24 protein-coding genes are annotated in these 21,238 nt (G+C 67.3%); 16 read left to right on the top strand and 8 right to left on the bottom strand.

The features are described from left to right. Window positions 1–128 precede the first annotated feature (128 nt). Entirely contained in the window at window positions 129–2,246 is a 2,118-nt protein-coding gene (gene lonB / locus BMX17_RS03015) for an ATP-dependent protease LonB (protein WP_092657510.1), read from the top strand. Window positions 2,247–2,249: 3 nt separating this feature from the next. Beyond that, entirely contained in the window at window positions 2,250–3,152 is a 903-nt protein-coding gene (locus BMX17_RS03010) for a CPBP family intramembrane glutamic endopeptidase (protein ID WP_092657508.1), read from the top strand. Between the two features lie 2 nt (window positions 3,153–3,154). On the opposite strand, the gene BMX17_RS25850 is transcribed toward BMX17_RS03010, so the two are convergent. The 6 genes from BMX17_RS25850 to BMX17_RS02985 all read right to left on the bottom strand — a co-directional run bounded on the left by BMX17_RS25850 (window position 3,155) and on the right by BMX17_RS02985 (window position 8,100). Next, window positions 3,155–3,316 carry a hypothetical protein gene (locus tag BMX17_RS25850; RefSeq protein ID WP_170845311.1) on the bottom strand — a complete coding sequence of 54 codons (162 nt, stop codon included), beginning with the start codon at window positions 3,314–3,316 and terminating at the stop codon, window positions 3,155–3,157. Between the two features lie 101 nt (window positions 3,317–3,417). After that, the gene (locus BMX17_RS03005) at window positions 3,418–5,127 is read right to left on the bottom strand and encodes a GMC oxidoreductase (protein WP_092657506.1); all 1,710 of its coding nucleotides are present in this window, start codon (window positions 5,125–5,127) and stop codon (window positions 3,418–3,420) included. Further along, window positions 5,128–6,024 (bottom strand): hypothetical protein, encoded by an 897-nt coding sequence (locus BMX17_RS03000; RefSeq protein WP_092657504.1) that lies wholly within the window; start codon window positions 6,022–6,024, stop codon window positions 5,128–5,130. It lies immediately after the preceding gene. An 89-nt stretch (window positions 6,025–6,113) separates the two neighbouring features. Further along, window positions 6,114–6,575, bottom strand: coding sequence for an MGMT family protein (locus tag BMX17_RS02995; RefSeq protein WP_092657502.1), 462 nt, complete (start codon window positions 6,573–6,575; stop codon window positions 6,114–6,116). Between the two features lie 35 nt (window positions 6,576–6,610). Beyond that, window positions 6,611–7,267, bottom strand: coding sequence for a hypothetical protein (locus tag BMX17_RS02990; protein WP_092657500.1), 657 nt, complete (start codon window positions 7,265–7,267; stop codon window positions 6,611–6,613). 164 nt (window positions 7,268–7,431) lie between these two features. Further along, complete coding sequence (locus tag BMX17_RS02985; protein ID WP_092657498.1) at window positions 7,432–8,100, bottom strand: hypothetical protein; 669 nt, start codon at window positions 8,098–8,100, stop codon at window positions 7,432–7,434. 91 nt (window positions 8,101–8,191) lie between these two features. On the opposite strand from BMX17_RS02985, the gene trpC reads away from it, so the two are divergent. The 5 genes from trpC to BMX17_RS02960 all read left to right on the top strand — a co-directional run bounded on the left by trpC (window position 8,192) and on the right by BMX17_RS02960 (window position 12,307). Further along, window positions 8,192–8,971, top strand: a complete 780-nt coding sequence (trpC, locus tag BMX17_RS02980) for an indole-3-glycerol phosphate synthase (protein ID WP_092657496.1) — start codon at window positions 8,192–8,194, stop codon at window positions 8,969–8,971. Further along, window positions 8,968–10,212 carry a tryptophan synthase subunit beta gene (gene trpB / locus BMX17_RS02975; protein WP_092657494.1) on the top strand — a complete coding sequence of 415 codons (1,245 nt, stop codon included), beginning with the start codon at window positions 8,968–8,970 and terminating at the stop codon, window positions 10,210–10,212. Before trpC ends, trpB begins: the two co-directional genes overlap by 4 nt. Beyond that, window positions 10,213–11,067, top strand: a complete 855-nt coding sequence (gene trpA, locus BMX17_RS02970) for a tryptophan synthase subunit alpha (RefSeq protein WP_092657492.1) — start codon at window positions 10,213–10,215, stop codon at window positions 11,065–11,067. A 31-nt stretch (window positions 11,068–11,098) separates the two neighbouring features. Next, window positions 11,099–11,362: a hypothetical protein gene (locus tag BMX17_RS02965; RefSeq protein ID WP_092657490.1), complete on the top strand. Its 264-nt coding sequence runs from the start codon at window positions 11,099–11,101 to the stop codon at window positions 11,360–11,362. A gap of 141 nt (window positions 11,363–11,503) precedes the next feature. After that, window positions 11,504–12,307 (top strand): 2-amino-3,7-dideoxy-D-threo-hept-6-ulosonate synthase, encoded by an 804-nt coding sequence (locus BMX17_RS02960; RefSeq protein ID WP_092657488.1) that lies wholly within the window; start codon window positions 11,504–11,506, stop codon window positions 12,305–12,307. Between the two features lie 152 nt (window positions 12,308–12,459). Here the strand turns inward: BMX17_RS02960 and BMX17_RS02955 are convergent, their stop codons facing one another. Continuing rightward, window positions 12,460–13,215 (bottom strand): hypothetical protein, encoded by a 756-nt coding sequence (locus BMX17_RS02955; RefSeq protein ID WP_092657486.1) that lies wholly within the window; start codon window positions 13,213–13,215, stop codon window positions 12,460–12,462. 226 nt (window positions 13,216–13,441) lie between these two features. On the opposite strand from BMX17_RS02955, the gene BMX17_RS02950 reads away from it, so the two are divergent. From BMX17_RS02950 to BMX17_RS02915, 8 genes are all read left to right on the top strand, one after another. Next, a complete protein-coding gene (locus tag BMX17_RS02950) occupies window positions 13,442–14,515 on the top strand; it encodes a DHH family phosphoesterase (protein ID WP_092657484.1) in 1,074 nt (357 codons plus the stop codon). 73 nt (window positions 14,516–14,588) lie between these two features. Next, the gene (locus tag BMX17_RS02945; RefSeq protein WP_092657482.1) at window positions 14,589–15,014 is read left to right on the top strand and encodes a DUF5791 family protein; all 426 of its coding nucleotides are present in this window, start codon (window positions 14,589–14,591) and stop codon (window positions 15,012–15,014) included. Between the two features lie 2 nt (window positions 15,015–15,016). Beyond that, window positions 15,017–15,913, top strand: coding sequence for an SDR family oxidoreductase (locus BMX17_RS02940; RefSeq protein ID WP_092657481.1), 897 nt, complete (start codon window positions 15,017–15,019; stop codon window positions 15,911–15,913). Between the two features lie 99 nt (window positions 15,914–16,012). Continuing rightward, a complete protein-coding gene (locus tag BMX17_RS02935; protein ID WP_092657479.1) occupies window positions 16,013–17,185 on the top strand; it encodes a DHH family phosphoesterase in 1,173 nt (390 codons plus the stop codon). Between the two features lie 214 nt (window positions 17,186–17,399). Then, window positions 17,400–17,615, top strand: a complete 216-nt coding sequence (locus BMX17_RS02930; RefSeq protein ID WP_092657477.1) for a DUF7557 family protein — start codon at window positions 17,400–17,402, stop codon at window positions 17,613–17,615. Next, complete coding sequence (locus BMX17_RS02925) at window positions 17,616–18,020, top strand: type II toxin-antitoxin system VapC family toxin (RefSeq protein WP_092657475.1); 405 nt, start codon at window positions 17,616–17,618, stop codon at window positions 18,018–18,020. It abuts the gene before it with no gap. A 66-nt stretch (window positions 18,021–18,086) separates the two neighbouring features. Continuing rightward, window positions 18,087–18,680 carry a hypothetical protein gene (locus tag BMX17_RS02920; protein ID WP_092657473.1) on the top strand — a complete coding sequence of 198 codons (594 nt, stop codon included), beginning with the start codon at window positions 18,087–18,089 and terminating at the stop codon, window positions 18,678–18,680. A 49-nt stretch (window positions 18,681–18,729) separates the two neighbouring features. Next, entirely contained in the window at window positions 18,730–19,818 is a 1,089-nt protein-coding gene (locus BMX17_RS02915) for an aldo/keto reductase (protein ID WP_092657470.1), read from the top strand. On the opposite strand, the gene BMX17_RS25845 is transcribed toward BMX17_RS02915, so the two are convergent. Next, window positions 19,819–19,989 (bottom strand): HVO_0758 family zinc finger protein, encoded by a 171-nt coding sequence (locus tag BMX17_RS25845; RefSeq protein WP_170845310.1) that lies wholly within the window; start codon window positions 19,987–19,989, stop codon window positions 19,819–19,821. Window positions 19,990–20,135: 146 nt separating this feature from the next. Between BMX17_RS25845 and BMX17_RS02910 the strand changes: the two genes are divergently transcribed. Further along, window positions 20,136–21,233 carry a glycosyltransferase family protein gene (locus BMX17_RS02910; RefSeq protein WP_092657468.1) on the top strand — a complete coding sequence of 366 codons (1,098 nt, stop codon included), beginning with the start codon at window positions 20,136–20,138 and terminating at the stop codon, window positions 21,231–21,233. The last annotated feature ends 5 nt before the right edge of the window (window positions 21,234–21,238 follow it).

Genomic DNA, 21,238 nt, shown 5'->3' with positions numbered 1-21,238 from the left:
CGTTCGCGATCACCCGACGGAGCGTCTGACGGATCGCAGTCTGGCGGTTTCTCCGTTCTCACTGGTCGGAATAGGGGAGAAAGTATATCAGTCGACAGCCCTTCCCTTTCGCTAACAGCAACGGTTCTATGAGCAACGATACGGACACCGACGACGACCCCGAAGACGGGGGGCCCGACTCCGCCGAGGAGTCCCCGGACGCGTTCGACGACGTGGTCGACGACATCGACGGCGTCGAGAGCGTCCGCGATGGGGACGACGACGAGTCGGGCGTTCCCGACGGCAACGAGGGCACCATCGACGACCTCGGTAGCGAAGTCGAGATCGATGCTCCGGTCGACGAGGAGAACGCCGAGGACGACATCCTCGGCGGCCTCGACATCGACTCGACCCACGACATCGAGGTCCCGGACCGCCTGGTCGATCAGGTCATCGGGCAGGACCACGCCCGCGACGTGGTGAAAAAGGCCGCCAAACAGCGGCGCCACGTCATGATGATCGGCTCGCCCGGGACCGGGAAGTCGATGCTCGCCAAGGCGATGAGCCAGTTGCTCCCCAAGGAGGAACTGCAGGACGTCCTCGTCTATCACAACCCCGACGACGGTAACGAGCCGAAAGTTCGGACCGTTCCCGCCGGCAAGGGGGACCAGATCGTCGACGCTCACAAGGAGGAAGCCCGCAAGCGCAACCAGATGCGTAGCTTCCTCATGTGGATCATCATCGCTATCGTCATCGGCTACTCGCTGTTGATCGTCCAGCAACCCCTGCTGGGCATCCTGGCGGCCGGTGTCATCTACCTCGCGTTCCGCTACGGCTCGCGGGGCAACGACGCGATGATCCCGAACCTGCTCGTCAACAACGCCGAGCAGAACACCGCACCCTTCGAGGACGCGACCGGTGCCCACGCCGGTGCCCTGCTGGGCGACGTGCGCCACGACCCGTTCCAGTCCGGTGGCATGGAGACGCCCAGCCACGACCGCGTCGAACCCGGCGCGATCCACAAGGCCAACAAGGGCGTCCTGTTCGTCGACGAGATCAACACCCTCGACATCCGCAGTCAGCAGAAGCTGATGACGGCGATCCAGGAGGGCAAGTTCTCGATCACGGGCCAGTCCGAGCGCTCCTCGGGTGCGATGGTCCAGACCGAGCCCGTCCCGTGTGACTTCATCATGATCGCGGCCGGGAACCTCGACGCGATGGAGAATATGCACCCCGCCCTGCGCTCGCGGATCAAGGGCTACGGGTACGAGGTGTACATGGACGACACCATCGAGGACGACGCCGAGATGCGCCGGAAGTACGCCCGCTTCATCGCCCAGGAGGTCGAGAAAGACGGGCGGCTCCCCCACTTCGACGAGGAAGCCGTCGAAGAGGTCATCCTCGAAGCCCGCCGCCGCGCGGGCCGGAAGGGGCACCTGACCCTCAAACTGCGCGACCTCGGTGGGCTGGTGCGGGTCGCCGGCGACATCGCCCGCGCAGAGGACAAGGAGTACACCGAGCGCGAGGACGTGTTGCAGGCCAAACGCCGCAGCCGCTCCATCGAGCAACAGCTCGCGGACAACTACATCGAACGCCGCAAAGACTACGAGCTCACCGTCAACCAGGGCGACGTGGTCGGCCGCGTCAACGGTCTCGCAGTGATGGGCGAGGACTCCGGTATCGTCCTCCCCGTCATGGCCGAGGTCACGCCCTCGCAGGGCCCCGGTGAAGTGATCGCCACGGGTCAGCTCAAGGAGATGGCCCAGGAGGCAGTCCAGAACGTCTCGGCGATCATCAAGAAGTTCAGCGACGAGGACATCACCGAGAAAGACGTCCACATCCAGTTCGTCCAGGCCGGTGAGGGCGGTGTGGACGGCGATTCGGCCTCCATCACCGTCGCGACCGCGGTGATCTCCGCGCTGGAGGACGTGCCCGTCGAGCAGAACATCGCCATGACCGGCTCGCTGTCGGTCCGGGGCGACGTGTTGCCCGTCGGTGGCGTCACCCACAAGATCGAGGCCGCGGCCAAGTCCGGCCTCGACAAGGTCATCATCCCGAAGGCCAACGAACAGGACGTCATGATCGAGGAGGAGTACGAGGAGATGATCGAGATCATCCCCGTCTCCCACATCAGCGAGGTCCTGGAGGTCGCCCTCGCGGGCGAACCCGAGAAGGACGGCCTCGTCGACCGCCTGAAAAACATTACCGGCAAGGCGCTGGAACAGCGCGAAGTCGGGCGCTCCAGCGGAAGCCCAAGCCCCCAGTAAGCCGTGGCGCAGTGGGGTGCGTTCGTCGGACTGACGGGCGTCGTCTGCACCCTTTTACTCGCGCTTGCTCGACTCTCCCAGCATCTGGTCCGTGACGACGCGGACGGGACGGGACCGAGCGACGCACCGCCTTCTGCACCCGACCGTCGACGGAGCGACGAGATTCCGACGTTCGTCCCGCCGGCGGTCGACGACACGCACGCCGACGAGCGACCGCTCCGGGCGGACGGCGAACTCGCGGCGACCGGGACGCCCGGGGGACGAACGCCGCGTGCCGAGCCCACGGCGGGCGACCTCTCGACCGGAACCCTGCTGGCCAACGTCGCGCTCACGCAGGGGTTGTTCGGCGGGTTCTTGCTCGCCGGCGCGTGGTACTTCGGGATTCCCGGGTCGGCCTTCGGCGTCACCGACGCACCGCTCTCGACCGGCCTCCCGGCGCTTGCGGTCGGCGGTCTGCTGGGCGTGTCGCTGTACGTCGTGAACGAGATCGGTGCGGTCAGCGCCGACGCGGTGGGGGTCGAACACGACGAGCGCCTGCGGTCGATGCTCGCGCCGGACTCGGCCGGCGGGTGGCTCGTCCTCCTGCTGGTGGTGCTGCCGATCATCGCGGGCGTCGAGGAGTTCATCTTCCGGGCGGCGGTGATCGGCGCGACCAACGCCGGGTTCGGGACCTCGGTGTGGGCGCTGGCGGTGATCTCGTCGCTGGCGTTCGCGCTGGGTCACGGTGCACAGGGGCGGGCCGGTGTGCTCGTCACTGGCTCGCTCGGGTTCGTCCTCGCGGCGGCCTTCGTCCTCACCGGAAGCTTCCTCGTGGTGTTCGTCGCCCACTATCTGGTGAACGCCCTGGAGTTCGTGGTCCACGAACTGCTGGGGATCGAGTGGGCGGAGAAGGGATTCGGTGGCTGAGCCTACTCGGGCCGGTCGTCGCCGTCGGCGGTCTCGACTGCCGTTTCGTCGCCGAGCGAGCGGTACAGGTTCACGCCGAGTCCGGCCGCGAACGCGGCGACACCGGCGACGACGATCCAGGTGAGGTTCGGGTGTTCCAGTCCGACGTGGAGTGGCAGTGCCATACCTCGGCTCACTCCCCGGAGTGTGTAAAACCAACCGAATCGGACCGGGAGGTACCCGGGCGTTCGCTCGGAAGCCGGAACCGATGGCCCGCCGCCGGCACCTAGAAGTAGCGTTCGACGATCTTCTCCGCGGTCCGGGCGGCCAGGGCCTGCCCCGTATTCGTCGGATTGACGCCACCGACCGAGTTGGCCAGCGCGCTGTGGTCGGCGACGAACAGTCGGTCCACGTCGTAGGCCTCACACGCCGTATCGACGACTTTTCCCATCCGCATCGTACTCTGGACGTGGAGGGCGGTCGGGGGCGAGTCCGAGCGGTGGACGTGGGACGCGCCGGCCTCGCGCAGGATCTCCGCGCCGATCTCGGCGAGACGGTCGCGGCGTTGCTGGTCGCCCTCGCTGGGTTCGTAGTTCACCAGCGGGATCGAGCCGTTCTCGTCGGACACCCCTGGAACGACCGTGACGCCGTTGCGCTCGTGCGGCCGATCGTCGGAGACGACGAGCAACTGGAGCATCCGGCGGTACCCCGATAGCAGTTCCTTCAGCCGGCCGCCGGCGAGTCGCCCCATCGTGTCCCAGGGAGCATCGGCAGTGTCGTTCTGGAAGGTGAACCCGGACGCGCTCGCGCCGAAGCCCAGGATCGCGCCGAGGCCGGGCGTGGTGCCGACGGTCTGGAGCATCCCGATCCCGGGGTAGTCGAAGCGGGCGGCGATGTCCTGGCCCTGGTGCTGGTCGACGGTGGCCTTCCCGAGGCGGCCCGCCAGGTCGTCGCCGTCGAACAGGCCCATCACGTTGTCGCCGAAGTGGATGGTCATGCCGCTCCCGACCCAGTCGTTCTCCGGGAGGTCGGCGTTCTTCCAGAGTCGCGGGGTCTCGATGGCACCAGCGGCGAGCACGACCACCTCGGCGTCGACCGATTCGGTCTCGCCGGACCACGTGTCGCGGAACTCGACACCGGTCGCCGAGGGGTCGTCGCCGAACCAGGTGTCGGTCTCGATGTCGGTGACGAAGGCGTTGGGTCGGATCGTGACGTTCCCGGTGCGCAGGGCCGGCGGGACGAAGCTGACGTTGCTGGCTCGTTTGGCTTTCTCCTCGAACGGCGCGCCCCGCGGGTGGGGGTTGCCGGCGATGTTCCCGAGCGCGAGCGTGTCGCCCTCGACCTCGGGATACGTGAAGTCGCCGTCGTAGTCCCCGTCGACGTGGAGTTTCTCGTCGGGCTGTTTGATCGCGTTTGGCTGGGGCCGGTAGCCGGGTTCGGTGACGTTTTTCACGTCCAGCAGGTCCCAGCCGGCGGCGTCCGCACCCTGGAAGAACAGCTCCTCCTTGGCGGTCACGGGCGCGGGCGCGACCTCGCACATCTCCTCGATTTCCTGGTAGTAGGGCACGAGGTCGGCGTAGTCGATGGGCCAGTGGCCCTGCTCGTCGATGGACGCGGGGTAGGCCCGCGGGTGGTTGCCGGTGTAGTGCAGGGTGGTGCCGCCGACGCCCGAACACTGCAAGATCGCGCCGTCGCCGGGGAACTTCCGGAAGTAAAACCCCCGCTCGTGGTCGGCGGGGCCGAAGACGAGCTTGTTCACCATCTCGAACTCGCGGGTGGTGAACTGCTCGTCGAGCAACTCGCCGCTGAGGTCCTCGACCGAGGAGGAGGCCTCGCCGCCGGAATCTTCGTGCGGGTTGGGCCACTGCTCGTTGCCGTGGAACGGACCGGCCTCCAGCACCAGCACGGAGAGGCCGGCTTCAGCGAGTTTCCAGGCCGCGACGGGGCCGTCGCCGCCGGCACCGACGATCACGGCGTCGTACTCGTTCGCGACCATCTACGCGCCCTCCGGGTACGGTTCCTCGTAGCCGCTGGTGTCGTAGTCGTTCTCCCGGAACTGCCCCGAGTCGCGGGCGATGCGCACGTCGCCGTCGAGATCTTTCCAGACGTCACCGCCGCCCAGCGGACTATCGGGCTTGTCGACGTAACCCCGGAGGGCCGCGTAGCCGTCGGCGAATCCGGGGTAGCCGGTCTGTCGCCAGCTCTGGACGGCGTCGGGATCGTTCGGGTGCGCGCGCTGGCTCGGCGGCTGGGTGAACTCGTCGTAGCCCTGCCACTCGCTGTAGTAGATGACCTCGGCGAAGCCGACCACCAGTTGCCCGACGAGGCCGGCGTCGGCCTCGAACAGGAACCCCGAGACGGGTGAGAGCTCCAGTTCGTAGCCGTCGAGCAGACCGATGGCGCGCAATCGGTCGCGCCGCGATAGCTTCGAGAACGTGCCGGCGGCAAAGCGGACGACCCAGGCCGAGGTGTCGTCGGCCTCCAGCAGCGCCAGCGGTCGGTCGACGCTGGGGTCGTCCTCGTTGTCGCCGCGGTCGAGCAACTCCTTCGCGGCCAGGTCCAGCACCGCCGCCACCGGCCCCGCGATAGGGATGTTCCCGACCTCGCCGATGTAGGGCAGGCCGAACGTGAACAGGTCGTTCGCGTACGTGATCAGGAACTCGTCGAGGCCGACAGCTAGCCCACCGGGCACGTGTTCGGCCCCCAGTGGCTCGGCCAGTTCCGGCGTCTCCGGGAGCACCGCGTCCACGACGGCCCGGAACGTGATCTCCGTGTGTGTCTCGAAGGTCAGCGACGACCCCGAGGCCGACGCCGACCCCGAGACCGCGACCACTCCCCCACCCGCTGCGACGCCGCGAAGTACCGATCGCCGCGGTACGTCTCTCTCCACCATGACCTGTTGTCGGTAAAACAGGCATAAATAAGTTCACGGTAGAACAGCGTGTAATTTAATCGGCCAGCGCGCTGTCGACGTCCTGGGGCTCAGATCCCTTCGATCGACCGGAGTTTGTCGACGATGGCGGGCGGGGTCGCGCCGGGGCCGTCGCGGACGCGGTGGTCGGGGATGAGCAGGGGTGCGGGATTCTCGGTGAGCGCTTCTCGCACTGCTCGGATGTCGTCGTCGCTCCCGTCGTCCAGTCCGGGTGTCATCCGCACGAGTTGCGCGACCGAGGAATCCTGGCCGTACGGAATCTCGCGCACGGATTCGAGAATCTTGCGCTGGTCGGTCGGGACCGTCAACGCGACCTGCACGTCCTCGAAGGTCTCCTCGACGCCGTCGAGGTAGGCGTCGATCCGGTTCAGGAGGTCGTGGTCGGCCTCGGCACCCTCGTCGGGCGTCTCGGGGAACGAGACGGAGATGACTCGACCCTGTGCGATCCCGACCTGCACGTAGCGGTCGAGATACGACGATTCGTGCGCGTAGATGCCCGCAACGTCACTCATGCTCGCCTGAACGGGCGAGAGTGTCTTGAAACTGGCTACAGGGTGACTGCCCGTTCACCGGCGAGGGTCTCCGGGACCGTGAGCCGGACGGTCGAGGTCGCGCCAGCGGCTGTCGTGAGCTGGAGCGTGGCGGTGGCTCCAGGCTGGAGCGGTTCACCGAACCCCTCGACGCCGGACACCTCGTCGGCCGCCCCGAGATCCATCGACAGCTGCATCCGGTCGTCGTCGGCGTTCAGGACGGGTGCGGAGTCGTCAGCGTCCTTGATCGGCGTGATCCGAAAGGTGCCGTCGGCCGTCGTGTCACTCGACGCCGCGGCGAGGTCGTAGGACCCGCGCTCGTCGACCCACTGGACCGTCGTCCGCCGCAGGTCGGCCGGCCCGGCCCCTGGAGTGGGTGCGACCACGAGTTCGACGGCGCTGATCGCCCCATCCGCGACGAGGCCGACGGACGAGATCACCCTGACACGAGCCACCGACTCTGGGTCGCCGTCCGTCGCGGTCTCGGTCGGCTCGTCCGTGTCGGTGTTTTCCTCGGGCGAGTCGGTTCCAGCGGCGTCGTCGGTCTCGTCGACGCCGTCGTCGTCGGTCCCGTCGCTGGTCGCATCGGTCGCGTCGTCCTGACTGGTACAGCCAGCCACCGCCAGGGCTGTGGCGGTGACGCCGGCCCGCAGGACCGTCCGTCGCTGATACATGGACAGCGATGAGATGTCTCCAGGTCCTAAAGATCCGTACCGTGACGAGATTCGAAACCCCAGCTACTCGACGGGCGCTCGTGAACACTGGACGGCCGTTGCAGGAAGCACCCGTTCGCCCGGGGCCTTCGACGAACTCTCGCGAGATACGCCGTCCGACGGTATCAGTCGACGCCCAACTCGACGGTGCCCTCGATCCGGTTCACCTCGGTCGGTGCGAGGAGTCTGGCGTCCGTCGTCGATCCGCCGGCGGTCGTGAGCCGGAGGCCGATCACGTCGTCGACACGCACGACCTCGCCGAAGTGCGTGCTGTCTGTCTCCAGCCGTCGGTGCCAGTCGTCGATCTCCTCGTCGTCGTCCCCGAGATCGAACACCAGCCGGTGGCGTTCGTGGGTCGTCTGCAGCGTCGCGTCCGCGCTCGTGCTCCTGGCTGGCTCGATTCCGAAGTAGCCGTCGGCGTCGGCGTCGGTCGTGGCCGCGGCTAGTTCGTAACTCTCGCCGGGGACGGTCCACGTGGCGGTGACGCCTGTCAGATCGACCTCTTCCACCCAGTCGGCCTTCGCGACCGTCACCTCGACCGTCCCGATCCGGCGCTGGGCGACGTTGGTCCCGACCGCCGAGACGACCCGGAGTGCCGACGGGAGTGACCGCTCCTCGTCCGACTCGTCCGGTCCCGTGAACCCACTCCCGGTTTCGCCCGGCCCCACCGTCGTCGGCGTCGTGTCGCCGTCGCTACCGCTCTCCCTGTCACCGCCCTCGTCACCGAGACAGCCGGCCGCGCCAGCGACCCCGAGGAGTGCCAGCCTCCGGAGGAACCCTCGTCTGCCCGTCATTTCTGCTCGGTAGTTATCCGTGCCGGCCCTTTAGCCTGTTCGTCGCTGTGACGCAAGTCTTATGTGCAGTTCCGTCCGTTAATGTACAGTAATGGACGCTAGTGGAGAGATTGCGCCAGCGGTGAAGTCGATCCTCGCGGCCGCACGCGAGCGGGGCGGGGGCGACGAGCGGCTGTCGGTCGACACGCGGTCGTTGCCCGCCGCGTTCGCGGCCGCCGAGGCCGACGGCAGGGTGCCCGTGATCGCGGAGGTGAAACCGACGAGTCCGACGACCGACGGCGAGCGGACGGACGATCCCGTCGCGCTCGCCGAGGAGATGGTCGCCGGCGGCGCGGCGGCGCTGTCGGTGCTGACCGAACCTGACCACTTCGGCGGGTCACCGGAGAACCTGCGGCGCATCCGTGCGGCCGTCGACGTGCCGGTCCTGCGGAAGGACTTCGTCGTCCGCGAGGCCCAACTCGACACCGTGGCGGCCGACGTGGTCCTGTTGATCGTCCGGTTCCTGCAGGAAGACGACACGGACGATCTGGACGACCTGCTGGCGGCGGCCCGGGATCGGGGCTTTCAGGTCCTCGTGGAGGTCCACGACGGCACGGAACTCCAGCAGGCACTTGACGCCGGGGCCGATATCGTGGGTGTGAACAACCGCGATCTCGCGCAGTTGAACGTCGATCTGGACACGTTCGAGCGGGTCGCGCCCGACGTGCCAGACGACGTGACCGTGCTCGCCGAGAGCGGGATCGAGACGGCCGAGGACGTGGCCCGGATGCGCGCCGCCGGGGCCGACGGGCTGTTGATCGGCAGTGCGATCATGGACGGATCGGTCAAGGAGAAGACGTCGCGACTGACACAAACCGAGACAGAGACATGAGCGAGACAGTAAAATTCGGACAGTACGGCGGACAGTACGTGCCCGAGGTGTTGATGCCGGCCATCGAGGAACTGACGGACGCCTACGAGCGGTACGTGCTGGACAACGAGGACGGGTTCATGGACGAGTTCCGGCAGCGACTGCGCGACTTCGGCGGGCGACCGACACCGCTGCAGTACGCGGACCAGCTCTCGGAAGCGTACGATACCGCGGTCTATCTCAAGCGCGAGGACCTGCTCCACGGCGGCGCACACAAGCTGAACAACGCGCTCGGGCAGGTCCTGCTGGCCAAGTACATGGGCAAAGAACGGATCATCGCCGAGACCGGGGCCGGTCAGCACGGTACCGCGACGGCGATGGCCGCCGCCCATCTGGATATGCCCTGTGAGATCTACATGGGCCGGACCGATATCAACCGCCAGCGGCCCAACGTGTTCCGGATGCGGCTCAACGGGGCCGAGGTCAACCCCGTCACAGTGGGCCGGGGGACGCTCAAGGAGGCCATCAGTGAGACGATGCGTGACTGGGCGACGACCGTCGAGACCACCCACTACGTCATCGGGTCGATCGTCGGGCCCGCACCGTTCCCCGCGATGGTCCGTGACTTCCAGTCGGTAATCTCCGAGGAAGCCCGCGAGCAGATTCGGGACCACGCGGGTCGTCTCCCCGACTCCGTGGTCGCCTGCGCCGGCGGCGGGTCGAACACGATGGGGTCGTTCGCCGAGTTCGTCGACGACGCGGACGTGGACCTGCTGGCCGTCGAGGCCGGCGGCTCCTCGCTGACCGTGAACGAACAGGAGGGCGTCGCACCCAACTCGGCCACGCTGTCGACCGGGGACGAGGGCGTCCTCCACGGCGCGCGCACCAAACTCCTGCAGGACTCGGACGGCCAGATCATGGAGTCCCACAGCGTCTCGGCGGGGCTGGACTACGCCGGCGTCGGCCCGGAACTGGCACACCTCGTCGACGAGGGTCGGGTCACGCCCGCGAACGTCGACGACGACGCCGCGCTGGAGGCGTTCCACCGCCTCTCACAGGAGGAGGGGATCATCCCCGCACTGGAGACGGCCCACGCCTTCGGGTACCTGCACGAGAACCCCGATGCCGTCGGTGACGTCACAGTGATAAACGTCTCGGGCCGGGGCGACAAGGACCTCGAAACGGTCATCGAGGAGACCGAGCAGCGGGATCTGGACGTGGACGTGGATATGAGTGTATTCGAAGCTGCGGAGGGGATGTAGATGGCCAACAATCCCGACCTCGCCGGGGCCTTCGAGCGCGACGACCCCGCCTTCGTGCCGTATCTGGCCGCGGGCGACCCCGATTACGAGGCCTCCCTCGAATACGTCGAGGCGCTGGCCCGCGGCGGCGCGGACGTGATCGAACTCGGCCTGCCCTTCTCGGAACCCATCGCGGAGGGCAAGACGATCCAGGACGCCATCGTCCGCGCGCTGGACGCCGGCATGACCCCCGACCGGTACTTCGAGTTCGTCGCGGAACTGGACGTGGACGTGCCGCTGGTCTGTATGACCTACTACAACCTGATCTACCAGTACGGCCAGGAAGAGGGGCCACGCCCCTTCGTCGAGAAAGCCGCAGACGTGGGGATCACGGGCTTCGTCGTGCCGGATCTGCCCGCAGAGGAGGCTGATCCGCTCCGGGAGGCCTGCGACGAGTTCGACCTCGACCTCGTGTTCATCGTCGCGCCGACGACGCGGGGCGACCGACTCGACCGGATGCGCGAGCAGGTGTCGGGCTACGTCTACGTGCAGGCGCGACTGGGCACGACCGGTGCGCGCGACGACGTGAGCGACCAGACCGACGAGAGCCTGGCCCGCATCGACGACTGGGACGTGCCCAAGGCCGTCGGCTTCGGGATCAAGGAGGGCGATCACGCCGCGCGAATCGTCCGCGCGGGGGCCGACGGGATCATCGTCGGCTCCGCCCTCGTCGACATCGTGGCCGAGGGCTACGAGAACGACGAACCGGTCTCGGCGGTGGCCGACCGGCTGGAAGCGAAGGCCCGCGACCTGAAGGAGGGCGCACTGCGCGGGGCCCAACAGCGCGCCGAATCCGTCGTGCCCGAGGACCAGTAAGCTATTTCTGCCGGCGAAAACCCCTTCGAGTATGCCGTTCGGGAAGCCCGTCGGATACGCACTGTTGGGACTCGTCGACGCACTCGTCCCGACGGCGGTGGCCGTCGCGGTGGTCTTCCAGCTCTGGTCGTGGGTCACGGGATATCCACGGCTGGAACTCGTCCTCGCGGTCGCCGGACTCGGTCTCGCCGCCGGGTTCGTACTCGGGGCCCTGGCCGCCGTGCGCGGCGGTGAGCCCTTCCCGGTGACGCGGGCCGCTGTCGCGCTCTGGAAGCGATACCTCTGGTACATCTGACCGGGAATTGTCGGAACACTGCCACGACCTGATACCGCGGCCGACAGTGGCAAAAATCACCGAGAGAGACTGCCCTGCTGGGGCCGGTGATGTCGCAGTCTCGCAACGCTTATGTCCGTACTTGCCACACCTTCACCTAATATGAGTACGGGGAACACAGCGCGGCTGGCGCGCATCGGGACAGGGGGACGTCACCTCATCGTCCCCATGGACCACGGCATCACACTGGGGGCCGTCAAAGGCCTCAAGGACATCGAATCGACAATCGACGCGATCACGCGAGGCGGCGCGGATGCAGTTCTCACGCAGAAGGGCATCGCGGGGCGCGTCCACGAGCACAAGAACGGCGCGGGCTATATCTGCCATCTCAACGGTTCGACGGCCATCGGTCCGGACGAAAACGACAAGCGCACGACTGGTACTGTGGAGGACGCCATCCGGGCCGGGGCCGACGCCGTCTCCTTCCACATCAACGTCGGTTCCACGTACGAACGCGAACAGATCGAGGAACTCGCGACGGTCACCAGCGAGGCCGACCGCTACGGGATGCCCGTCCTCGCGATGACCTACGCGCGCGGGCCGGACATCGACCCCGAAAGCGAGGAGTACAATCAGGCCGTCGGCCACGCCGTCCGCCTGGGCGAGGAACTCGGCGCGGATCTGGTGAAGACCGGCTACACCGGCGACGCCGAGAGTTTCCAGCACGTCGTCGAGTCCACCAGCCTGCCGGTCGTCATCGCAGGCGGGTCGAAAGGCACCGACAAGGAGACTCTGGAGATGGTCCGGGGCGCGATGGACGCCGGCGCGGCCGGCGTCTCGATGGGCCGGTCGATCTTCCAGCACGACGACCCCGAGGCGATCACGCAGGGCGTCGCGAGCGTCCTCCACGACGACGCGAGCGCCGAGGACGCCGCCCGCGAGGCCGGGCTGGCCGTCGAGGCCTGAAACGTACCGTTGTTGGCTGCCGACAAGCATCCGCGCGCCGCAGGCGCGCGGTTCTTCGCGAGCGCCTTCGGCGCTCGCGCCTTTTTCACCCACGTTTTTGCAAAGGGGGTGCGCGACCGAAGGGAGCGCACCCCCTGCAGTAAAAAGGTGGTTTAGAAGAGGAACCGCTTGTCCGTCTCCGCGGCGACCTCGACCATCACCAGCTGGGCGTCCATGTACTGCAGGGTGTTTTTCATGTCGGCGGTCACGTTCAGCGTCCCACCCATCACGGCGTCGAGGAGGCCCAGTTCGCCCGAGAGCAGGCGTTTCCAGTCCTCGTACTCGCCGGTGAGGCGGACGCGGTGTTCACGCTCGTCCACCGACTGCATGGTCGCGGTCTCGCGACAGTCGCCGTCGACCATGTTGAGCCAGGCGAAGACGTGGCCCTCGTCGGTGACGTGATCGTCGAGTTCGTCGACCAGCGCGTCGAGCACCTCCGGCATGATGTTGCGCAGGCCGGGCCAGACTTTCTCGGGCGACTCGTTGAGCGGTGTCTCGAGTAGCTCGGCGGACGCACGCTCTTGGAGGGTCCCGGTCCGCTTGTCGACGTTCTCCTGGATCTCTTCGGGTGCGGTCTGCATGACGGCTTCGAGCGTACTGTCGGGCAGTTGCCGGATGGCGTCGCCGAGGTTGCGCCAGAGTTCCTCGGGCAGATCGTTGACGGCGTTCTCGAAGATCGGGAGGTTACGGATCTCGAACACGAAATCGCCGTTCCAGTCGGTGCCCCAGCCGTCCATCTCCCGGTCGAGCGCCTCGCTCGCACAGAGCCGTTCGGCGTAGGTCTCCAGCCACGCCGTCGTCGGGAAGTACTCGTCCAGTTCGTAGTAGGTCAGTTCGTCCGCTGGCGTCCCCTCCTGTTGCGTACTCATGTGGTCTCACCCCGTGGTCGCCGCGGGCGGCACCGGTCCCGCTGGCGCGGTACCGCCCGGCGTCACACTACCTAACGCAACACGTCGTGTAATAAAATCTTGTCCGATTCCGTCGGAACCGGCCGGCCTCGGCGAACGTGGCCGTTCGGTTCGTATCCGTCGCTCGCAACCGATCGGTAGCTACCCTGCGAGGACGCTTATACGCCTGTAACTGCCGGTTGGGACTATGGCTCCCGTACAGCAAGACGAAGGGGCCGGTGAGTCGGAGTCGGCCGTTCCCCGACCGGCGACTTCGCGTATCGACGAACTGGCCTCGGTGCTGGCCGACGCAGAGTCGCTGGGCATCGTCTGTCACGACGACCCCGATCCCGACTCCATCGCGAGCGCGCTGGCACTGGAACTGCTCGCCGAGGCCTGGGGCGTCCCCGAGACCGATATCGTCTACGGCGGCTCGATCACCCACCAGCAGAACCGCGCGTTCGTCAACCTGCTCGACCTCGATCTGACTCACCTCGACGAGACGGAGCTCGACACCTTCGACTGCATCGCTTTCGTCGACCACTCGATTCCCGGCGTCAACAACAGCGTCCCGGCCTCGACCAGCGTCGACGTGGTCATCGACCACCACGACTTCCCGGAGCCACCCGAGGCCGAGTACGTCGACGTGCGCGATCGCTGTGGCGCGACCGCGTCGATCCTCGTCGGCTATCTCACGCGGAGCGACGTCCCCCTCTCCGAGCCCGTCGCGTCGGCGCTGCTCTTTGCCCTCCACCGCGAGCGTCTGGACTACGTGCGCCACCCGACGGCCGAGGAGTACCAGGCCGCCCTCACCGTCTTCCGACAGGCCGACGTGCCGCTGGTCGAGGAGATGTACGGGTCGGCATTTACCCCCGCCATGCTCGACGCTATCGGCGAGGCGATCCGGAGTCGCACCGTCCGCGGATCGAGTCTGGTCGCGACCGTCGGCCGGACGAGCGAGGGCGGTGCGATCCCCCAGGCCGCCGACTACCTCCTGAATCTGGAGGGGATCACGACGGTCCTGGTGTTCGGGCTGGTCGACGAGACCGTCCGACTCAGCGCCCGGTCCATCGACTCCCGGGTCGACATCGCCGACGCCCTGCGGGTCTCGTTCGCCGATGTGGGACAGGTCGGTGGCCACAGCGACATGGCTGGCGGACAGATCCCGTTGGGGCTGTTCGCGGACCACGGTGACGACGACCCCGATCTCCTCGCCTTTGCCGACCGCCGGGTCCGGGGTCGCTTTTTCGACGCGATGCATCTGGGCGGCGACGACGGGTGAGCGGCCCGCGGCGGCCCCGTCGGAACCCGCTCGAACTGACACTGATTTAGGGGACGATACCCTACCAGCGTGTATGCTCAGAGACGAGTTCGAGGCAGTCGGGGACCGCGACCCCGAGGACCTGCTGGCCGCTTACGAAGCGGTCCTGACGGACGTGATCGACGATCGGGGTATCGAGACCGTCGCCGACGAGACCGGGATCGACGAGGAACGGCTCTCGGCGCTGGTCGACGGTGAGTCGCCGGACCTGACCCTCGAAGAGGCGGCGGCGGTCCTCGCGACCGACCCCGACCGGCCCGACGCGGACTTTCTGGTGGCCGACGCCCGCGACATCCTCATGATGGGGATGAGCACTGCCGTCCTCGACGTGGAGGCGATCCAGTCGGGGATCGACAGCCAACTCGAAGCCAAGGAGATCCAGCAGAAAGTCGAGGGGCGACACCCGATGACCATCGCCGAGTACGCCCTGCTCCACGCGTACATCGAGAGCAAGAAGTGACCATGCGCGTCGCGATCCTCGGCTGTGGCTACGTCGGCCTGGAACTGGGGCGACAGCTATCGGCCGACCACGAGGTCGTCGGCGTCCGCCGCTCGGACGCGGGCGTCGCGGCCATCGAGTCGGCGGGGTTCGAGGCCGTGCAGGCGGACGTGACCGACCCCGCCGATCTGGAGCGGGTCCCAGACGCGGACGCGGTCGTGTTCGCGGCCAGTTCCGGCGGTCGCGGTGCCGAGGCGGCACGCGACATCTACGTCGACGGCCTCCGGACTGCCGTCGAGCACTTCGCCGCCCGGGACGACCCACCGGAACGGCTGGTCTACACCTCGAGCACTGGCGTCTACGGCGACCACGACGGCGACTGGGTGGACGAGGACACGCCGCTTTCGCCGACCACCGAGAAGACCGAGGTGCTGGCCGAGGCCGAACGGATCGCCACCGAGGTGGCCGGCGACCACGGCATCGACGGCACCGTCGCCCGCTTCGCCGGCCTGTACGGCCCCGATCGGTACCGACTGGAGCGGTATCTGGAGGGGCCGGTGACCGAGGGGTACCTGAACATGGTCCACCGGGACGACGCCGCCGGCGCGGTGCGGTACCTGCTGGAAACTGACCGGGGTCGGGACGATGCCGTCCTGGTAGTCGACGACGAACCCGTCTCGAAGTGGGCGTTCGCGGACTGGCTGGCCACCGAGTGTGGTGTGCCCGAGCCGCCCAAGCGGACGAAAGCCGAGCGGCTGGCCGACGACTCGCTGTCGGCCGCGGCGCGTCGCCGAATCGAGACGAGCAAGCGGTGTTCGAACGACCGGCTCCGCGAGTGGGGATACGACTTCTCGTTCCCGACCTACCGCGAGGGGTACCGGGCGGCTATCGAGGCGTATCGGCGCGGCGATTACGGTTAATCCCGCCGTACAGCACCGATACGTGCGTCTCGGTTGCGGCTTTCGAGTTGTGTACCGATGGGGAACCTTCATGTTCGTCGGGTTCGACACATCGCGAGTATGCCACTTGCTGCCGCGGGTGGCGTCGGGCTCGGTGAAGCCGTCGATACCACCGCGGCGTTCGCCCTGGAAGGCCCACCGCTGGTGGCGGTGGCCGTCGCTGCGCTGGTCGCCCTCGGTGTCGTCGCCTGGCTCGTCGCCCGCCTCCGCCGAACGAAGGGGGCGAAACTCGAACGGCTCCTGGCTGCCCGCGACGAGGTATCGGTGTTGATGCACCCCAACCCCGACCCGGACGCCATGGCCAGCGCCATGGCCGTCCGGACGCTCGCCGACTCCGTCGACACCGACGCGACGATGCAGTACACCGGCCAGATCCGCCATCAGGAAAACCGCGCCTTCGAGACCGTCCTCGACCTGGAATTCGAGCGCGTCGACGACGCCAGCGAACTCACATCCAAGAACGTCATTCTCGTCGACCACAACACCCCCAGAGGGTTCTCGGGCGCGGACAGCGTCGATCCCTTCGCCGTCGTCGACCACCACCCCGGCGAGGGGACCGGCTCGGAGTTCACCGACGTTCGCACCGACAGCGGTGCCTGCGCGACGATCTGCGCGGAGTACTTCGAGAATCTGGGCTGGGACACCATCGACCCCGACGACGAGGCCGGGCCCGAACAGCTCCCGACGGATCTCGCGACCGGCCTCGTCCACGGCATTCAGTCCGACACCAAGAGCCTCACCAAGGGCTGTTCGGCCGCCGAGTTCAGTGCCGCCGCCTACCTCTACGACGGGGTCGACGAGGATATGCTCGACCGCATCGCCAATCCCGAAGTCGACGCCGAAGTGCTGGAAGTCAAAGCGAGGGCGATCACCAACCGCGAGGTCCGCAACGCCTTCGCCTTCGCCAACGTCGGCGAGGTCAACAATGCCGACGCCATCCCGCAGGCCGCCGACGAACTCCTCCGACTGGAGGGCGTCACGGCCGTCGTCGTCGCCGGCGAGAAAGACGGCACCGTTCACCTCTCCGGTCGATCCCGGGACGACCGCGTCCACATGGGCAAGACCCTCCGGGCCGCCGTCGACGACATCCCGATGGCCGAAGCCGGCGGCCACGCCCGCATGGGCGGCGGCCAGATCTCGCTGGATCACATGGAGGGTCTGGGTCCCTCGACCGGCATCACGATGCCCGAACTCACGGATCGGCTGTTCGACGCGATGAGTGGTGATATCTGACCCTCCCACTTTTTACTGCAGGGGGATTCCTTGGGTGCCTTCGGCACCCTGCGGAACCCCCTTTGCAAAAACTTGGGGAAAAACTGCCGGACGCGAGCCAGCGGCTCGCGTCCGGTACGACACTGAGTGTCGACGCACCACCCGCGACCGCTCCGGGGGCATCGGTGCCCGAGCGGCGAAACAGCTACCACCATCCTGTACACAACGTATACACATGAGTACGATCCGGGTCAGCGAGGAGGTCAAAGAGCGGTTGCGGGACCTCAAGCGGGACGACGAGAGTTTCAACGACCTGCTGGAACGGCTCAGTCGGACGGAAAAGGACGTGGAACGGATCGCCGAATCGCTCCCGCCCGTGGACGACGAGGACATCGAACGGATGGACGAAGCCCGCGACCGGTTGAACGACTCGCTGGAGGAGCGACGGTAGATGATCGTCCTCGACAGGGACGTGTTGGTGAAACTACGAAACTCGGATCCAGCCGTCATCCAGCACCTGCAGCAGTACAGCACCGAGGAGTGGACGATTCCCGCTCACGTCGCCTGGGAGTCGTTTCAATACAAGACAAGTCGAGACGAGATTCGACAGGAACAACACCGTCTTCAATCGACGTTCGACCGAATCCTCTCGTTTGGGGCCGATACGGCCCTCGAAGCGTCCTATCTCGACGACAAACTTCAGTCTCAGGGCGTCGCACTCGACGCTATCGATCTGTTCAACCTCGCGACTGCCTACACCGAAGGTGGAACCTTCGTCACCCACAACAAGAACGACTTTGACGAGGGACCGATTCACTCGCTGGCCGACGTCGACGTGATACACACCCCCGAGTGACGGTCTCGACTCCGCCCACCCGAGCGGGAGAAAGCATTTACCGCGGTGACGACCAGTCGAATCCGAATGCGTCGCCGTCGCTTCCTCGGCCTGCTCGGTGTGGGCGTCGGTCTCGCGACTGCTGGCTGTTCTTCCGGGAACAGTTCTGAAACTGGGACGGGAACGAATCCGACGCCGAACAGGCGGGCACCGCCCGAGTACGACTGCAGCGTGGCAGGTCGGCCGACGCTGACCGGGGGCTCGAGAGCGCGCGGTGACACCGTGGAATCGCGACCGTATCCGGACGGGCCGCCGCCGCTGGGCGACGAGGACGCGGTCGTCGAGTACGTGACCCGGTACGAGCGCGCGCTCGTGCAGAGACGAGTGCGAAACGATGCCCCCGAGCGGGTTACCGCGTTCGGTCTGAGTGGCGGGACCCGAATCTACGACGCACCGGCAGATACCGCCCTCGTTCGGTTCCGGTACACCTACTGGTACGAATACGAGGCTGACGGAAACCGAACGGTCCACGCCGATTCGCCAATCCACTACGCCACCTACTACGTCGACGATTCGGTGGTCGTCCGCGCAAAGCGCGAGGGGTTCCTAGACGACGCGGAGGAGGCCAAACTGATCCCCGACCCGTGGGAGAGCGGTGAACCCGTCGAGTGTTTCGACTGAGCAGGCTGCGACCACTTCTCCTTTACTGCCGGCCACCCAAGCAAGGCCCATGGCTACCCGCGAGGCAACATGGGACTACCGCGACCGTCACCACGAGCGGTTCGCCCGCACCTACTTCCGCTCCTTCGGGAACTGCGTCGTCTCCTCGGTCGGCGTCGGCACCTACCTCGGCGACCCGACCGACGAAGCCGACGAGAACTACCGCGAGGCCATCGTCGAAGCGCTGGAATCGGGCGTCAACGTCGTCGACACGGCGATCAACTACCGCTGTCAGCGCTCGGAACGCGTCGCCGGCGCGGCCATCGAGGCCGCCGACGTGGACCGCGAGGCCGTGCTGGTGGCGACCAAGGGTGGATTCGTGCCCTTCGACGGCGAGCGACCGACAGATCCCGGCCAGTTCGTCCGCGAGGAGTACGTCGAGACCGGCCTCGTCGACCCCGACGACCTCGTTCGGGGACAGCACTGCATCGCGCCCGAATACATCGACGACCAGCTGGATCGGTCGCTGGCGAACCTGGGGCTCGACGCCGTGGACCTCTATTACGTCCACAACCCGGAGACGCAACTCGAAGCGAAGTCGCAGGAGGCGGTCTACGACCAGCTAGAGGACACCTTCACGCGTCTCGAAGAACGGGCGGCGGAGGGGGACCTGCGCCAGTACGGCGTGGCGTCCTGGGAGTCGTTCCGGGTTGGGCCGGACGACGACAGCTACCTCTCACTCCCGGAGATCGTCTCGCGCGCCCGGACGGCATCGGATCGGGCGGGCACCGATGCCACCCACTTCCGGGCGATCCAGTTACCGTTCAACGTGTTCATGGCCGACGCGTTCACGGTCGCATCGCACGACGGCGCGGAGGGCCCACAGTCGGCGCTGTGGTTCGCGAACGACGCGGGGCTGGACGTGTTCACGAGCGCGTCGATCATGCAGGGGAAGCTGGCGGCGGAGATGCCCGAACAGGTCGAGGCGAAACTGGACGGGGAGACGCGGGCGCAGCGGGCGATCAACTTCGCGCGGAGCGCGCCCGGAGTAACGAGTTCGCTGGTCGGAATGGGCTCGCCCGACCACGTCGCCGAGAACGTCGCGGCGGGCACGTTCGAACCGCTGGGGGCGAGCGCCTTCGACGCCGTCTTCGAGTGACTACCCGACTTTCTTCCACTCGCGGTCACAGCTCGGACAGAACCTGATCGTGTTGAGTTCGTCGGGGTCGTTTTTCGTCCCGAGTTGCTCCCCACACGCCGCACAGGTGAGTCGCTCGTAGGTGTCCTTCTCGATGTCGCCCGAGCGTAGCCCCTTGCGGACGGAATCCATAACCGGCCATACTCGTGGCCGCATTAAAAAGCCCGTGCCGACGTGTCTGACGCGCGTTCGACAGCGCGCGTCTCGGAGCCGGCCGGGAGACCGACACACGGCCGAGAACGGCGGGTTTTTTCGAGGCCAGTCCTAACGATGGGTCGATGGAATACGTCCAGGAGCGGGTGGCGACGCTCCACGCGTTCGCCGACCGCGTTCCCGACGCGCCGACCGAGAACGCGGCCGTCGTCGTCCCCCTGACCGAACGGGAACACGCCAGTCTCGCGGCCGAACGGGTACTGACGACGCTGGATCGGGTCGACCCCGCCCGCGTAATCGTCGCGCTCCGGGCCAGCGAGGAGCGCGTCGATACCGTCGCCCGCTGGCTCGACTCCTTCGAACTCGGCCCCGACGTGCTGTGGTGTAACGCCCCCGAGGTCCGGGACGCCCTCGGCGAGCACGGGCTGAACGGCCCCGCCGGGAAGGGGCGGGACGTGTGGCTGGCGCTGGGGCTCGCGGCTCAGGAGAAGTACGTCGCGGTCCACGACGCCGACGCGACGACCTACTCGCGGGCCCACGTCCCGCGCCTGCTGTTCCCGCTCGCCCGGGGCTATGACTTCTCGAAGGGCTACTACGCTCGCGTCGAGAACGACCGGCTGTACGGTCGCCTCTTTCGGCTCTTTTACACGCCGCTGGTCCGGGCGCTCGCCGCGGACGACGACGCGCCCATCGTGGACTACCTGGCGAGTTTCCGCTACGCGCTGGCCGGCGAGTTCGCGGCCACGAGCGATCTCGTTCGCCAACTGCGCGCCCAGCGGGGCTGGGGGCTGGAAGTCGGGACGCTGGGCGACGCCTTCGAGGCCGCCGGCTTTTCGGGCACCGCACAGGTCGACCTCGGGCGGCACGAACACGACCATCGTGCCGTCGGCGGCCCACAGGGACTGGGTGATATGTGTCGCGAGGTCGCCACTGCGCTGTTCCACGCCGTCGAGGGCGCGGGCGTCGATCCCGACTACGACCGGCTCCGCGAGCGCTACCGGACGGTCGCGGACGACCTCGTCGCACAGTACGAAACCGACGCCGCGTTCAACGGGTTCGCGTTCGACGCCGCCGGCGAACGCGAGCAGGTCGACACGTACGCCGAGGCCGTCGCCCCGCCCGAGGAAGACACCCGGCTCCCCGCCTGGGCCGAGACGAAACTCGAACCCGAAACAGTCGAACGGGCCGCCCGGCAGGGGCTGGACCGGGCGACCGACCGGTGACCGGC

It is taken from the genome of Halorientalis persicus, from assembly GCF_900110215.1.
GTDB lineage: Archaea > Halobacteriota > Halobacteria > Halobacteriales > Haloarculaceae > Halorientalis > Halorientalis persica.
Note: the sequence above shows the minus strand (reverse complement) of the source record. Positions and strands in the feature narration are given on the sequence as shown.